16 protein-coding genes and 1 pseudogene are annotated in these 13,925 nt (G+C 36.7%); 10 read left to right on the top strand and 7 right to left on the bottom strand.

Annotation, left to right across the window (positions count from 1 at the left end; translation table 11 throughout):
* Positions 1 to 345: 345 nt before the first annotated feature.
* Entirely contained in the window at positions 346 to 1,605 is a 1,260-nt protein-coding gene (locus AC6HVZ_RS09490; RefSeq protein WP_497557909.1) for a hypothetical protein, read from the bottom strand.
* Between the two features lie 332 nt (positions 1,606 to 1,937).
* Between AC6HVZ_RS09490 and AC6HVZ_RS09485 the strand changes: the two genes are divergently transcribed.
* Positions 1,938 to 2,120: a hypothetical protein gene (locus AC6HVZ_RS09485; RefSeq protein ID WP_497557908.1), complete on the top strand. Its 183-nt coding sequence runs from the start codon at positions 1,938 to 1,940 to the stop codon at positions 2,118 to 2,120.
* 58 nt (positions 2,121 to 2,178) lie between these two features.
* On the opposite strand, the gene AC6HVZ_RS09480 is transcribed toward AC6HVZ_RS09485, so the two are convergent.
* The gene (locus tag AC6HVZ_RS09480; protein ID WP_497557907.1) at positions 2,179 to 3,297 is read right to left on the bottom strand and encodes an N-acetylmuramoyl-L-alanine amidase family protein; all 1,119 of its coding nucleotides are present in this window, start codon (positions 3,295 to 3,297) and stop codon (positions 2,179 to 2,181) included.
* A gap of 414 nt (positions 3,298 to 3,711) precedes the next feature.
* On the opposite strand from AC6HVZ_RS09480, the gene AC6HVZ_RS09475 reads away from it, so the two are divergent.
* Both AC6HVZ_RS09475 and AC6HVZ_RS09470 read left to right on the top strand, forming a co-directional pair.
* Positions 3,712 to 4,872, top strand: a complete 1,161-nt coding sequence (locus tag AC6HVZ_RS09475; protein ID WP_497557906.1) for an MFS transporter — start codon at positions 3,712 to 3,714, stop codon at positions 4,870 to 4,872.
* Between the two features lie 17 nt (positions 4,873 to 4,889).
* A complete protein-coding gene (locus AC6HVZ_RS09470; RefSeq protein ID WP_497557905.1) occupies positions 4,890 to 5,324 on the top strand; it encodes a MarR family winged helix-turn-helix transcriptional regulator in 435 nt (144 codons plus the stop codon).
* 359 nt (positions 5,325 to 5,683) lie between these two features.
* On the opposite strand, the gene AC6HVZ_RS09465 is transcribed toward AC6HVZ_RS09470, so the two are convergent.
* Positions 5,684 to 6,220 carry a flavodoxin family protein gene (locus AC6HVZ_RS09465; RefSeq protein WP_497557904.1) on the bottom strand — a complete coding sequence of 179 codons (537 nt, stop codon included), beginning with the start codon at positions 6,218 to 6,220 and terminating at the stop codon, positions 5,684 to 5,686.
* Between the two features lie 351 nt (positions 6,221 to 6,571).
* Between AC6HVZ_RS09465 and AC6HVZ_RS09460 the strand changes: the two genes are divergently transcribed.
* The 3 genes from AC6HVZ_RS09460 to AC6HVZ_RS09450 are packed head-to-tail and all read left to right on the top strand — an operon-like array spanning position 6,572 to position 7,464.
* Positions 6,572 to 6,664 carry an Rpn family recombination-promoting nuclease/putative transposase gene (locus AC6HVZ_RS09460; RefSeq protein ID WP_497558011.1) on the top strand — a complete coding sequence of 31 codons (93 nt, stop codon included), beginning with the start codon at positions 6,572 to 6,574 and terminating at the stop codon, positions 6,662 to 6,664.
* The gene (locus AC6HVZ_RS09455; RefSeq protein ID WP_497558010.1) at positions 6,657 to 7,268 is read left to right on the top strand and encodes an Rpn family recombination-promoting nuclease/putative transposase; all 612 of its coding nucleotides are present in this window, start codon (positions 6,657 to 6,659) and stop codon (positions 7,266 to 7,268) included. Before AC6HVZ_RS09460 ends, AC6HVZ_RS09455 begins: the two co-directional genes overlap by 8 nt.
* A 16-nt stretch (positions 7,269 to 7,284) precedes the next feature.
* On the top strand, positions 7,285 to 7,464 hold the full coding sequence (locus AC6HVZ_RS09450; protein WP_497557903.1) for a hypothetical protein: 180 nt from the start codon (positions 7,285 to 7,287) through the stop codon (positions 7,462 to 7,464).
* Between the two features lie 286 nt (positions 7,465 to 7,750).
* Here the strand turns inward: AC6HVZ_RS09450 and AC6HVZ_RS09445 are convergent, their stop codons facing one another.
* The 3 genes and pseudogenes from AC6HVZ_RS09445 to AC6HVZ_RS09435 all read right to left on the bottom strand — a co-directional run bounded on the left by AC6HVZ_RS09445 (position 7,751) and on the right by AC6HVZ_RS09435 (position 10,739).
* Complete coding sequence (locus AC6HVZ_RS09445) at positions 7,751 to 8,992, bottom strand: ABC transporter permease (protein ID WP_497557902.1); 1,242 nt, start codon at positions 8,990 to 8,992, stop codon at positions 7,751 to 7,753.
* Positions 8,985 to 9,917, bottom strand: a complete 933-nt coding sequence (locus AC6HVZ_RS09440) for an ABC transporter ATP-binding protein (RefSeq protein WP_497557901.1) — start codon at positions 9,915 to 9,917, stop codon at positions 8,985 to 8,987. The genes AC6HVZ_RS09445 and AC6HVZ_RS09440 overlap by 8 nt, the downstream gene beginning before the upstream one ends.
* A 9-nt stretch (positions 9,918 to 9,926) precedes the next feature.
* Positions 9,927 to 10,739 (bottom strand): annotated as a pseudogene (locus AC6HVZ_RS09435) (ATP-binding cassette domain-containing protein).
* Between the two features lie 181 nt (positions 10,740 to 10,920).
* Between AC6HVZ_RS09435 and AC6HVZ_RS09430 the strand changes: the two are divergent.
* Positions 10,921 to 11,439, top strand: a complete 519-nt coding sequence (locus AC6HVZ_RS09430; protein ID WP_497557900.1) for a DoxX family protein — start codon at positions 10,921 to 10,923, stop codon at positions 11,437 to 11,439.
* Positions 11,440 to 11,493: 54 nt separating this feature from the next.
* Here the strand turns inward: AC6HVZ_RS09430 and AC6HVZ_RS09425 are convergent, their stop codons facing one another.
* On the bottom strand, positions 11,494 to 11,868 hold the full coding sequence (locus tag AC6HVZ_RS09425) for a PH domain-containing protein (protein WP_497557899.1): 375 nt from the start codon (positions 11,866 to 11,868) through the stop codon (positions 11,494 to 11,496).
* A gap of 159 nt (positions 11,869 to 12,027) precedes the next feature.
* Between AC6HVZ_RS09425 and AC6HVZ_RS09420 the strand changes: the two genes are divergently transcribed.
* The 3 genes from AC6HVZ_RS09420 to AC6HVZ_RS09410 all read left to right on the top strand — a co-directional run bounded on the left by AC6HVZ_RS09420 (position 12,028) and on the right by AC6HVZ_RS09410 (position 13,682).
* Positions 12,028 to 12,660, top strand: coding sequence for a superoxide dismutase family protein (locus AC6HVZ_RS09420; RefSeq protein ID WP_497557898.1), 633 nt, complete (start codon positions 12,028 to 12,030; stop codon positions 12,658 to 12,660).
* Positions 12,661 to 12,770: 110 nt separating this feature from the next.
* Positions 12,771 to 13,487, top strand: coding sequence for a sulfite exporter TauE/SafE family protein (locus tag AC6HVZ_RS09415; protein WP_497557897.1), 717 nt, complete (start codon positions 12,771 to 12,773; stop codon positions 13,485 to 13,487).
* Positions 13,488 to 13,544: 57 nt separating this feature from the next.
* Complete coding sequence (locus AC6HVZ_RS09410) at positions 13,545 to 13,682, top strand: putative holin-like toxin (protein WP_497557896.1); 138 nt, start codon at positions 13,545 to 13,547, stop codon at positions 13,680 to 13,682.
* Positions 13,683 to 13,925: the final 243 nt, after the last annotated feature.

The following is a 13,925-nucleotide window of genomic DNA, read 5'->3' as shown; positions in this document are numbered from 1 at the left end:
TTGAGAGAATTAACATGGAAGTTGAGACATAACCGAAGAAAGTTGAGAGATAATCGGTGATTTATGGGCTATCTCTCAACTAATTACCGTGCTCTCTCAACTTTCTGTATTATCTCTCAAGTTTGTCCCTGTTCGGGCATAGAGAGATGTTTTATTCGACCGTTTGCACTAGTTTTCAATCCCTAAGGCTTTAGTGCATTTCCGGAGCGGTATTTTACGTCGCACTATATATCTTTTATGTCAAAAATAAATAGTTTTGGTGGGACGAGCAGTGCGCAGTCCAAATCTTTTAGAAAACAGCCTGATCAAAAAAGAGAATCGGCACCATGCCGATTCTTCACAGTATCATTCATCCAGTAAAATAACCTCAGCCGACACTGCATCCACACCATATTTACAATCAATTTTCCCACATAAAATATATCCTTCTTTTTCCTGATCATACACATATACTGGTGTAACTGCAATATAACTGTATAGTTTATCGAAAGCAACTTCCTTTGAAATGGTGGGTTCATCCGCTTTAGCAAAATGCTCATACATATCAAGGATGAATCCATTATCCACATAGTTAATCACATGATAATTTTCCACATCAATCACAACCTTCATTTTACGTTCAATCACTCGTCTATCCATTTCTGTTGGCTTTAACTCAGCAAAAATATAGCCATGCTCACGATACAATTGATGTAATTTCCACTTTCCGCTGTCATTGGAGTATTCACGCTGCAGAAGCTGCTTTGTTTCTATCACAGCTTGTTCTTCTTCTGCTTTTGTTAATGGCTTATTGCCCAGGTCCTCATTTCCCAGTGCCTGTTCAACCGTGACCTCTAGTGAAATGTCGATAGGCTTTTTCGTAAAATCCTCATGTATTGGGGATTCCCACTCCAGCACCACATCTTTTTTCATATGGGAACCTTGATTTTCCACATCCTCAAATGAAATAGTTCGTTTTCCATCGTTCGTCACAAAAACTGCCGGAGCACTATATATAGTTATCCACTTTCCCACAGCTTCCTGTGGGAATTCGAGTAATTTTAAATGTTTCTTTGCAATTGGATCGGTTGTTTTAGGTGTTAGTGAAAATGGTTCCCAATTCAATTGTGACTCATTTGGGAAATTGCCATTGATTGAAAATAAGACGAGATGTCCTTCCTGATTAAATTTCACGTCAATGGAACCTGATGGAAAAACAGCAACATTATCCACAGCCGCCTGAAAGCTAAGTTTATCCCCAGCATCATTAATGAGCTTGAATTGACGACCAAATTCCAATTCGGTTTCTTTTTCAATCCATTCGATTATATTCTCTTTCTCTGATGCAGATGGGAAATTGGAATGTGCATACGAGACACCTTTAACAAATATAATACTCCGAACTTGCTTTGTATGAATATCCATATCAATACTGGCTGTTCCTGTAGGGTTATGGTCATCATCTGTGAGCTCTACTTCATTTGGAAACCATTCCATGTTTAAAATAAAGGATGTTTCATTTAAACCGCTCTTTTTCTGGAAAATATGATGTCTTTTTAAATAGTAGTTGTCTAAGTGGAACTTATCGGCTGTATAATCAACGATTTCCTGTATTTTAGTATGCATTTGAAAAACCTCGCTTATTGAATGATTGCCCTTAGTATATCATTCCTATTTTGGATTGAAAAAATAATTGAAATTTCCTCTTTGTTTTTCGTGACTTTAGCGATTATAGTATACTTTAGTGGAGGATAGCATGCATTTTACATGAGGTAGCAAAGTAAATGAAACTTTCCCTTTTTCCCTCAAATGTTGCGCTTAAAACTGGTTATCTAAATAATACTTTGTGGCCAAACAACACCAATTTAATGATCCTATAAGCATAGTTATGCAAGAAAGGCAAAAAAAAGGGGATAGTGTTATACTTGAAATACTAGTTTGAATGGGAGGAAGGTAAGATGGACGCCAAAGAAGAGGTTATTCAATTGATTAAAGATCTACCCGATAATGTTTCCATGGAGGAAATTATCCAGGAGCTTTATATTCATATAAAGTTTCAGCAGGGTGTACGGGAATTAAATGATGGGAAAGTAATGCCAGCAAATACTGCGAAAACAAAATCCGGTAAATGGCTGCATTAAGCCATGTATTTTCAAACTAAAAATAGCTGCCCTCCTCAGGACAGCTATTTTTTGAGTTTTAATGAAAGTAATTTATTAATCCATTCGTTACAGCCTGGGCAACTTTACTTTGATAATCTGCTGTTTGAACGATAGAAAGATCATTCGGATTCGTAATAAATCCAAGCTCCATCAAAATAGATGGTGCATTACTGTAGCGTAATACCCGGTAGTCTGCTTGCATAACTCCTCTATCATACATATTGACTGTTGAAGCTAGAGAAGCTTGGACATTTTGTGCCAAATTACGATCCGATTCACTGGAATAATAAGTGCTTACCCCATTTACAGCGATAATCGGATATGCATTGTAATGCAGGCTCACAAATGCATGTGTATTATAAGCATTACTAATGCGAACTCGTTCATTAAGTGAAACGAAATAGTCACCTGATCTCGTTACAATAACGTTTGCACCTGCACCCTGCAGTTGCTCGGCTACTTTACTAGTTGTGGAAGTGGTGACGTCTTTTTCATGTATTCCACCTAATCCAATTGCACCAGGATCCTTTCCACCATGTCCCGGGTCAAGCACAATGTTATAGCCTTCTAGTGATTTATTAGTTGATTGTTTTGTTGGCTCATTTGCGACATTGTCCGAATTTGTATTCGAAGGTGCTTTTTGTGTATCAGACGGGTTCGTTAGCCATCCAGCAATCCATCCAGTAGATCCATTCGATAAAAGAACTTTATGCCAGCCTCCGGATGATTCTACTAAATTGTATGTATCTCCGGAATAAGTTGAACTAATAATAGAATAGTCTGTACCAGGCCCGGATCTGATATTAACACTACTAGCTGTTACAGTGATTTTTTCTCCTGATGCAGTTTGTGATGCTGAATGTGAGCTTTTCTCCGTATTATTTTCAGAGATTAAATGGTGTTTGGCAACCCAAGCAACCTCTCCACCATAATACGTTTGTGCCCATCCATGTTTCTCTTGGAATACAACGAGCTGATCCCCCTTGCTGAGCAACCCAATTATGCTAGCGTTATTTGTAGGTTCTGCCCTAACATTTAATAGTGATGTTCCTACCTCATAGGTGTCATTACTTTCTGCGTGGACTGCTAAAGGGATAAATAACCATAAAAATACCAGAAATCCAATTAAAATAGAAATATGCCGAAACTTTCGCATGTGATCCTCCTTTGTTATAAAAAAATTAGGACTATTAAATTTATAATAGTATTTAACTTTAGCCAAAACAAGTAGAGTTTAAACTTATTTAGCAAAAAATCGGTCAGATGAACTAGGCTGAAAAGTATTTTTACCTAGTAAAAAGGATAATCGGTTTTTTTAATGTCGTAAAGCTATATAATCACTGCAACCCATTTTGGTTTTCATATGTAAATTTAGACTTCATTGAATTTCTTTTTTTACAATTGTACTTTTCTATTGTTGCACAACAAGTAATCGAAATCATAATCGGTAATGTTTCTAGCTTCTCTTTTTGATATTTAGACTGCCAAAACTCATTCCTAATTAGTTGACTACGCAACTAATTTACTTTATATTAATGACAATGCAGTTCAAAAGTAAAGGAATGGTTGTATGTCAGAAAAACTAGCAATATTATCAATTTCTTTAATCACAGTAATGGCAGGGGCAGCTGTTTCGCCTGCATTAGGTGAAATTTCTCTTGCCTTTCCAGATACGAATCAAACACTTATTAAACTCATTAATACGCTGCATGCTATATTTATTATTCCTTTCACCTTTATATCGAGTTGGCTTACTCGTTACTTTTCGAAGAAGCAAATTTTAATCGTAGGGTTAATTTTTTATATGATCGGTGGGATTGCTGGTGGATTGGTGGATAGCATTTGGTTATTATTAACGACAAGAGCCATATTAGGTATAGCGGTAGGATTAATCATGCCGATTTCTACTAGTCTAGTATCTGATTTTTTTGAAGGAAAAGAACGAACAGCCATGATGGGGCGTGTGAGTGCTTCCAATCAATTAGGCGGAATGATATCTATGGCATTAGCTGGAATTCTGGCTGCCGTAAGTTGGCGTTTTACCTTTGGCGTATATGGACTTGGATTGCTTGTCTTACTAATGGTAATCTTCTATTTACCGAATCCACCTAAGCAATTAAAAAATACTGAAACAACGATCCGCAAAAGGTTTTCATTTAATAAACAAATTGTTGGGTTAGCACTTGCGATGTTTACGGTTTTTGTATTTTTCTATTCGATACCGACTAACATGGCGATATACTTACAAGAAAACAATTATGCATCTGCATCAATTATTGGATTTATCATTCCACTTTCATCATTAGGTGGTCTAGTTGGTGGACTTATTATCGCTAATATTAAGCAGTGGTTACAATCCTTTATGATTCCTACCCAAATCTTTACAATTGGATTGGGCTTCTGTTTGATTGGATTTACTGCTCATATTATTCCAATTGCGTTAGGGATATTTATTTTAGGTCTTGGTTCAGGAACGCTAATACCTTCCATTTATAATGGGGTAGCAACATTAACAAAAGGAGCACAAGTAATGAGCGCTATGGCATTAGTGCAAAGCTTTATGTATTTAGGACAATTTTCATCGCCGATAGTGTTACATTTTTTAGGTGGGTTATTTGGAAACACGCGTAATATGTTTCTTTATCAAATGTCTGCGATTATGATTCTATTGGTAGGTTTAGCTGTTTTTATATCAAAAGGGACCAAATTTGTTTTCAATAAAAACAAGTGAAGTGTAGGTGAACACAGATGTCTAATCAATCTAAATCAGTTGGTAAATGGATTTCGATTATTGACCGATACACGAAAATGTATATGCAACGGAAATACCAACGCTACGGAATTGGTACTGGTCAAATTCAATTTTTGCATGAGTTATATCAACAGGAAGGGGTCTCCCAGGATTTTTTATCCAAAAAATTAACCATTGACAAAGCTCAGGCAGCGAGAGCAATCAAAAAGTTAGAAGAACAGGGCTATGTAACTCGTTTAGCCGCCTCCCAAGATCAACGAATAAAGCTCGTATTTCTTACTGATAAAGCAAGAGCTATTAATGAAGAAATCTTAAGTACGATGTATCAATGGACAGATATTCTAACGAAAGACTTCACAAAGGAAGAAATAGCCATCCTGTTAGATGTGTTAGAAAGAGTTACGAATAATGCTGTAAATTATATGAAATAAAGATGCTCATTCCTTTTTTGAAATATACAGCAGCTTGCGAATCATTATCGATGGTAAAGGTAGGTACATATTCCCCTTGAATTGGACTTGTTCCATAATCAGATGCGTTAACGAAAGAAGGAGTTGTAATTCCTGCAACTTTTATCGCTTATTGCTAAAAGGCGGCTAGTGAAAGAAGGTTTTTATACTACAACGTCAAAAATAGCTCAGATTAATTTCTGAGCTATTTCACTTGCTTTTTATGTTGCTAATATGCTGCTGGGAAATGTGCTAATCGGTGTGTTATTAGCATTTTTCGCTCCCAATCCGGAACCTGTTATTTATAATAAGAGGTCATCCATAATAGTAAATCTATAATCCTAAAATTCTTTAATTAATGTTGAAGCTGCCTGCAATGCCCTCACATCATTTCGGATATCTCCAGGTTTGCTGGCTTTGCCAATCACATACCCTTCAAAGGACATGCCGTAAAAATCACAAAGGTACTTGAATTGTTGTATGAGGGGGAGTCCTTTGATATGTGGATTGTCCCCGCCCACAGTAATCAAGTATGCTTTCTTTTTTGCTAGTTCTTTTCGGAAATGAGTATAGTTCGGTTCTCTCATAATTTGTGACCAGCGATCAATGAAAATTTTCATTGCACCAGACATACTGTACCAATAAATAGGTGTGGAGAAAACGAGAATATCATGCTCCAGCATTATATCAATAAGCTCCCGATGATCGTCATCAACTTCCTGGAAGCCTTCTTCTTCATGTCGTTCATCGATAATAGGCTGAATATGATAATCCCGTAAATAAATATGGGTTGCTTTTCCTTTTGGTACAGCTTGATATGTTAAATATTCTGTATTCCCGTTAATTCGAGTCGACCCATGGATAACTGCTAATTTCATATAATCCTCCTTTTTGATACTTATAGCATAAAATAAAAATACATATCAATACAGGATGATGATTCTGATTGATTTATATGTTAGGTACAGGAATTTTAGAAGATCGACTTAAATTTGGGGATGTTTGAATAACGGAAAAAATACAATGGAACAAAGCCGAGATTTGATTATTGAAGATTTATAAGAGTTAGTGTTAATCATTCAAGAATTAAATAGAGCGTAGAAAGTAAAGGGCTGTTTTGACATTTTTATTAACACTTTCATATCAGAATATGGTAAAATAAATTGACAGAACAATTTGAATAAACGACGGGAATAGGTAATGATTATGTTAAATAATCTACATGACAAATTTTTAAAGAAACAATGGGAAAGCAAGATATTGCACGGGATTTTATGCAGAATTATTTACCCGAGAATATTTTGGGTATAATAGATATTTGATACACTAAATTCGTTAAAAGATAGCTTTGTTCAGGATCTCAAAGAATATTTTTCCGACTTATTATTTAGTGTTAAAATGAACGGGGAAGATGGATACTTGTACTTTCTGTTCGAACACAAAAGTTATATGGATAAGGAAATATCTATCCAATTGCTGAGCTATATGATTGAGATATGGTCTAACTACAGGAATGAAAAAACGAACAAGCTGCCAATCATTATACCGTTAGTCAACTATCATGGAAAACGAAAATGGGATGTTGAAAAGGCACTTAGCAGCCTGTTTGCTGGATATGATAACATGCCTAAAGATATTCAAAGTTATATACCTAATTATGAATATTTGCTATATGACCTATCAGAACATGGAGATGAAGACATCAAAGGCGAGACACAGTTAAGAGTATTTCTTGGTATATTGCGGCATATTTTTGTAAGTGATGTAGAACAACTAATTATAGTCATAGAAAGAGCCTTTCAAGCTTTAACAGAACTAGAATCCAAACAAACAGGGATAGAATACTTTGAAGTTTATCTAAAGTATGTATTAAGTGCACGAGATGATTTACCAATTGAGAAGATGAAAAAAAGGACTATCTACTGAAGGGAGGAAGAGTTTAATGTCAGTAGCAGAACAACTTAGAAGAGAAGGGTTAAAAGAAGGAAAAGCAGAAGGATTGGAGTTAGGGAGAAAAGAGGAGAAAATTGAAGCTGCTAAAAAGATGTTTCAATTAAATATAGATACTGAACAGATTATGATTGTTACACTGGTTTATCAGAGGACATTCTTAAACAAATAAAAGATGAATTGAAATAACATTTAAGGGCAGTTCTTGATTGAAAGCAAGAACTGCCCATGCTATTTGCAAGGAATAGTTAGACATATTGCTTTATGAAGAAGTAATATAACCCGGATTCCCACCAAATTATATCTAGGTTGGTTCTTCCATTTCTGTTTGCTGTGATGTCCAATAATTCTTATCAATAAGGTCGTGTGCTATTAAAGAACCTTCATTTTTAATATTTGCGATAGAAAACGGAACCCACTAACATCATCAAGCACTCCACTTTGACTAAAACGAATTCCTATGCACGAATCCACTTCCAAATCTCGCCAGGTGTAGCATTTTTCCCATACATTAAAATTCCCACTTTGAAAATTTTTCCTGCCAGTTTCATAAAGATCCAGACACTTACGACTAAAATAGCTAATGAAATTACGATTTCCATCCACGGCCATTCATCTAACATAGATAGGCGAAGAAGCAGGACGCCTGGAGACGTAAATGGAATATAGGTACCGATTTGTGCCATTAATCCACTTGGGTCACTTGCAACCGGTCCAATAAAAATAAATGGTAAAAATGGTAGCATCATAACCATACCCTGGAAATTACCGGCTGTAGAGATATCCGCCATGGTAGCTCCGATCCCAACGAATATGGATGCAAATAGCAAAAAGCCCAGAATAGCGATACCGATTAATAATGCAAGCTCAGGTACTAATAAATATTCCATGATCGGGATATCTATTCTCCATGTAAGGACAGGCAATACTAACCCGATAGAGACCACAGACTGGATAATTCCGAGTACAAAATATCCAACGATCTTTCCTTGCATTAATTCAGCTGGTGTTAGTGATGATAATATGATCTCAGCAATTTTATCTTTCTTTTCCTGGGAGGCACTTTGGAATATTGCCATCCCCGTAAAGACAATTGAAAGCATAATAAACCCGGCAAACGCCCCTGGTACAATGCGTTCCATCGGATCTGCACCTAGCGCTTCCTCTGTATCAGCTTCTTCTGTTGCTACAGGGTCTTCGGCGGCAGCATCTTCAAAGAAAATCCCGCTTGAGGCAATAGCCAGTTCCGCATCGGATAATCCAAGCTCTTTCATTTGTACTGCTTTAAGTGGCGTTTCCAATACTTGAACTTGATTGATAAAAAATTGATCTACTTCCTCGCTTGTATATACGGGTACACTCCCCTCATTCATGGCACGGTCATCTATAAATAGGTAAGCTGTATTTTCGGTGTTCTCTAATTCATTTTTCACTTCGGACTCGGCCAGTTCTGTTTGCTGTAATTCCCAGTTGAATCCAGCTTGGTCAGCAGTTGCTTGAATATCAGAGAAAATATCCAGTTGATCATTTACAAATACATTTGTCATTTCTGCTTCTTCGTTATCTGAATCACTAAACAAACTTCCTATAAGCATAAAACCAATAATAAATACAGGTGTTAAAAACATCCCAATAATAAATGTTTTATTTTTCATGTTTCGTTTAATTTCCCATTTGGCTACTTTCATTGTGTTACGCATTTACTTCACCTGCTTCCTGAAATAGATTCTTATCTGTAGCAATATCGATAAAGATTTCATGAAGCGAAACCCGGTCGATAGCCAGCTCCTGGATGACGATATTTTCAGACAGATTTCTCAACCAAACCGATGGCTGCACATCCTTTGATAAATAAAGAATGGATGTGTTGTCATTTTGTTCCACACGTTGAACTTCCGGTATACGTTCTAGAACAAATTTTTCATTTTTTCCGTGAATTGTACATTTAAAGTTCGCATATTGCGTTTTTACATCTTCCATCGTCCCATAGATCACCTTTTGCCCACGATGGATCATGAATAACCTGTCAGCCATTTCCTCCACCAGATTCATTTGATGGGAGGATAGGAGGATTGCAGTTCCATTATCCGCCAAATTACGAATTTCTTCCTTAAATAATTCCTGACTGACAGGATCAAGTCCGGAAAAGGGTTCATCTAAAATAAGCAGCTCTGGTTCATGAATAATCGAAGCAATAAATTGCACTTTTTGCCCCATTCCTTTCGACAATTCTTCAACAGAGACCTTCTCTTTTCCTTCCAGGTCAAATTTTTTCAAATATGCAAGTGCCCGTTCTTTCGCTTTATCCAGTGGATAATCCTTCAGTTCGGCTAAATAGAGCAAAATATCCATTACTTTTACATTTTTATAAAGTCCTCGTTCTTCAGGCAAATACCCTATTTTATGTCGGGGAATTTCTTTTTCATTCCTATTCTGGAAAATGATCGACCCTTCATCCGGGTACATGATCCCCATAATATTGCGGATAGTTGTTGATTTCCCGGCACCATTTGGGCCAAGAATAGCCATGATTTCTCCTTTACGAACCTCAAAAGAGATGTTTGCGATAATCTGTTGTCCTTTAAATGATTTTCCCAGGTTTTCTACAGATAACATTGTTTCCATACGGGTTTATCATTCCTTTCTCTCTAATAATAATCTGATAATTTCTTCTAGCTTCAGGCGCAGTTCGTCTGTCCATTCCAGTTTATTTTTATTTAAAAATCCCTCTGTGACTTCAGGCTGATTAGAAATCACTTGCTGATTGTCACGTGAAACTTCGCCTGGAATAGAATTTTCAGGAAGTGAGTCGGACGTCCTATAACGCTTATAGCTAGCGATTAAATCTCCTTTTTCAAATGTACCAATCAGCTTGCCATCCTGTAATACGGATAAATAGTCTGCAAGTTTCATAATATCTGAAGATTGATGGCTAGTCATAACAATTGAGCGTTCAGCTTCATCCATCCAATCGACCAGTATATCGATGAAATGCTTTTTGGACGGAATATCTATAAAGGAAGTAGGTTCATCAAGCAGTAATAAGGCCGTGTTTCTGGGGATTGTCAAAGCAAGATTCAGCTTCTGCTGCACTCCCTGTGATAACTTTCCAAAGCGTTTGTTTAATGGAATATTGAACAGATCAACCATTTTTGTGAAAAGTGCCTCATCCCAGTTTGGATATAAAGGTGAAATAAATTCTTTTCATATCTTTCCAGTAAAAGGATTCCAGCCAATCACGGTTTGCGGAGGGTAGGCAATTTGCTTTTTCCAGCTTTCGTCCTGACCATAGACAAATTTTCCATTCACTTTAATATTGCCCATATCTGGCTTTGCCAGGTTCATCATGAGCTTAAAAATTGTGCTTTTTCCAGATTCATTGTTACCGACTAGAGCAGTGATTGTTCCTGCTTTAATTTGTAAATCGATTGGTCCTAGATGGAACATGAATAAAGAATTTTAGTTATTCACATTTCTGCCATAGCTTTGTTGCATAATTGTGAAATGATGAACAAACTTATTTCCATATTACAAAATCATGTTATTATATAAATGTACTAAGGAAATACATTCACAATATATTGTGAAATAGTGAACATATAAAAATAAAATACTAAAGGAGATGGAAATGATGATGAATTTTATTCGCAATAATAAAGTTGCTGCAGGTATTTTAACTTTTCTTCGGATCTATATTGGATATCAATGGCTAGTTGGTGGATTTAATAAAATCACCGGTGGAGGATTTGATGCAAGTGGGTTTATTCAAGGAGCTATTACAAGTGCAGGGGGAGACCATCCGGCAGTTCAGGGTTGGTGGGCGTTCTTTCTCGAGAAAGTAGCATTACCAAATGCTGAATTGTTTACATTTGTAGTAATGTGGGGCGAACTACTAGTAGGTATTGCACTTATTCTAGGTATTTTTACAAATTTTGCGGCATTAATGGGGATCACCATGAACTTCGCATTCTTGTTCAGTGGAACGGTAAGCACAAACGCACAGATGGTGTTAATTACCGTATTCTTGACTGTTGCAGGATATAATGCTGGAAGGTATGGATTAGACAGATGGGTTATTCCTTTCTTGAAAGATCATACTCCAACTGCCAAGAATAAAAAGCGGAAAGAAGACGTTGCAGTTGCATAAGATGTTTGGAAAAAAGACTGATCCTGCCAAACTAGCAGGATCAGTCTTTGGTGTTTAACAAACGTATGAAGCCAAAACACTCTGTACTTTATAAATGTTAAGTTGCTTGTTGAAGGTTTTTTGGATCGGAACACTATTGCCTGATACCCATATTTTTAGTTCAGCCTCCAGATCGAACGTTCCTGCTGTTTCTACGGCAAAATGTGTAATGCTTTTGTAAGGAATTGTGTGATATTCCATTTTCTTTCCTGTAACTCCTTGTTTGTCAACCAAGATGAGTCGTTTGTTGGTGAAGACAAACAAATCACGAATTAATTTGTAGGCATGCTCCACATTTTCTGAAGAAGTAAGTAATTCAGTAAGCGCTTTCTTTGCATCACTCGCTGAAATTTCTGATGCATTTCCCATCATCCCATCAAAAATCCCCATGTAAATAACCCCCTCAAGTAGTATTCTCCCATTAGTATAGATTTTTCACGATAAATTTACTAGCAATAGGGATAAGGAACGAGATTTTCATGAAAATGTTTAAACTATTCTTTATTTGTGAAAAATGATTATAACTATCTTGAAGGGAGCTAACATTAAATGAAGCGTTGGATCTTGTTTTTTTTTACTGTAGTAATTGTTGTTGTGTTATCAGCTTGTGGTGGAGATGAAGAGGAACGGCAGGAAACCACAAATAAGGATGAGCAGGGTCAGGAAGAACAGGAAAATAATAACGACTCCGGTGATGCGGGTGAGGAGCAAACTGACAATGCAACAGAAGAGGAAGAGGTATTGGTTTCCTTAAATGATGCGGACGGAGAAGTAGTTGCAACTGCAACCCTGGTCAGAGAGGAGTCAGGCGTCGACATCACGCTTGAGGGAACGGACCTTCCAGTAGGGACGCACGGGTTTCATATTCACGAAACTGGAACCTGTGAAGCTCCTGATTTTAAATCAGCTGGTGGTCATTTCAATCCAACTGGTGCCAACCACGGCTTTGATGATCCGGATGGACCACATGCGGGAGACCTTCCAAATATTGAAGTGGCTGAAGATGGAACAGTAAATGAGGAAGTAACCGCAGAAATGGTTACATTAGAAAAAGACCAGGATAATTCATTATATAAGGAAGGCGGTACAGCGCTCATGATTCACTCCAAGGCAGATGATAATAAATCACAGCCTGCTGGTGACGCTGGAGATCGAATTGCATGTGGGGTGATAGGTGAATAGGTTCTAACAAAGTCATATCGCTATGTTAAGAATGGCCAGGGTATTCATTCCCCGGCCATTTTTCATTATGGTACTATTAAAGCATTACTTTAAAATTGCAGGTGAACCTTTTGAACTCTTTTATTTTATTTAGCAGTATTATTTTAATCGCTTCTTTATTGCAAACAAGTACCGGTTTTGGTTTCTCAATTATGGCGACTCCATTTTTATTAATTATGTTTGAACCAAGGGAAGCCATACAGATTAATCTAATATTATCACTGGTTATTTCCTGTGCATTGATTATGAAAATCAGACATGATGTGGATAAAGGGATAATGAAAAAGTTTATAATTGGCAGCATTGTTGGACTGCCAGTAGGGATTACCGTATTTTCTTTAATCGACATGACATTCCTTAAGCTCGGAGTCAGTATTCTGATTTTAGTTCTGACCATACTAATAATGCTTAATTTTCGCATTTCCCGTACAACAAATCGGGATTTTGTTATTGGGGGATTATCCGGAGCATTTACAACAAGTATCGGCATGCCAGGCCCGCCAATTTTATTGTATTTTTCTGGTACAGACACAACGAAGGAAAGATTACGTGCAACAACATTAGCATTTTATTTGTTTATTTATGGTGCAAGCTTCATTATTCAGGTTATTTTTGCTGGGACTTCCAGAGAAATTTGGATTTCTAGTTTAATGGGTCTGCCGCTTGTGATTATTGGTTTAATTGCTGGACAATTATTATTTAAGTGGATTAATCAAAAATTATTTCGTCTGCTGACATATGGTCTTTTGTTTTTCACGGGGGTATATTTGCTATTAAATCAAATATAAAAAAGGAATACACGTTCCCCGTATCTATGGTATACTAAAAATGGATAACGTTCTTTTATGGGTGGTCGGCTAAACCCTTTTAAAAAGGGGGTGATGCTTATGAGTATGTATGAGGTTTTGATGGTACTGGGAAGTTTCGGTACCTTGCTGATTGCACTACTCGCTTTGGTCATCACGTTGATCAAAAGTAAATAGACCTTCCCATTCACCTTAAGAAAGATTGGGAGAGGTCTATTCTTCTAAGAGTAGCCGATCCCTCTTCAGGGAACCGCTTATCCAAAAGCCCAGTTACAGCTGGGCTCTTTTTAATATATTGATTTTCTAATTATATTATACCATACTTTGCTGAAAATAAAACACATACTATTCAAGAGCTTTTTGCGATGTGCCACTTTTTTAGTTTTACGAGCAAAAAAATAAAGGTTTTATTTTTTTTGA

This window comes from Oceanobacillus sp. NCCP-135 (genome assembly GCF_059698015.1).
This window is presented reverse-complemented; position numbering and strand designations above follow the sequence as displayed.

Bases quoted from the DNA above. Each gene is read 5' to 3' on its own strand.
- AC6HVZ_RS09490 (WP_497557909.1), bottom strand. From the start codon at position 1,605: ATGCATACTAAAATACAGGAAATCGTTGATTATACAGCCGATAAGTTC.
- AC6HVZ_RS09485 (WP_497557908.1), top strand. From the start codon at position 1,938: ATGGACGCCAAAGAAGAGGTTATTCAATTGATTAAAGATCTACCCGAT.
- AC6HVZ_RS09480 (WP_497557907.1), bottom strand. From the start codon at position 3,297: ATGCGAAAGTTTCGGCATATTTCTATTTTAATTGGATTTCTGGTATTT.
- AC6HVZ_RS09475 (WP_497557906.1), top strand. From the start codon at position 3,712: ATGTCAGAAAAACTAGCAATATTATCAATTTCTTTAATCACAGTAATG.
- AC6HVZ_RS09470 (WP_497557905.1), top strand. From the start codon at position 4,890: ATGTCTAATCAATCTAAATCAGTTGGTAAATGGATTTCGATTATTGAC.
- AC6HVZ_RS09465 (WP_497557904.1), bottom strand. From the start codon at position 6,220: ATGAAATTAGCAGTTATCCATGGGTCGACTCGAATTAACGGGAATACA.
- AC6HVZ_RS09450 (WP_497557903.1), top strand. From the start codon at position 7,285: ATGTCAGTAGCAGAACAACTTAGAAGAGAAGGGTTAAAAGAAGGAAAA.
- AC6HVZ_RS09445 (WP_497557902.1), bottom strand. From the start codon at position 8,992: ATGCGTAACACAATGAAAGTAGCCAAATGGGAAATTAAACGAAACATG.
- AC6HVZ_RS09440 (WP_497557901.1), bottom strand. From the start codon at position 9,917: ATGGAAACAATGTTATCTGTAGAAAACCTGGGAAAATCATTTAAAGGA.
- AC6HVZ_RS09430 (WP_497557900.1), top strand. From the start codon at position 10,921: ATGATGATGAATTTTATTCGCAATAATAAAGTTGCTGCAGGTATTTTA.
- AC6HVZ_RS09425 (WP_497557899.1), bottom strand. From the start codon at position 11,868: ATGGGGATTTTTGATGGGATGATGGGAAATGCATCAGAAATTTCAGCG.
- AC6HVZ_RS09420 (WP_497557898.1), top strand. From the start codon at position 12,028: ATGAAGCGTTGGATCTTGTTTTTTTTTACTGTAGTAATTGTTGTTGTG.
- AC6HVZ_RS09410 (WP_497557896.1), top strand. From the start codon at position 13,545: ATGGGTGGTCGGCTAAACCCTTTTAAAAAGGGGGTGATGCTTATGAGT.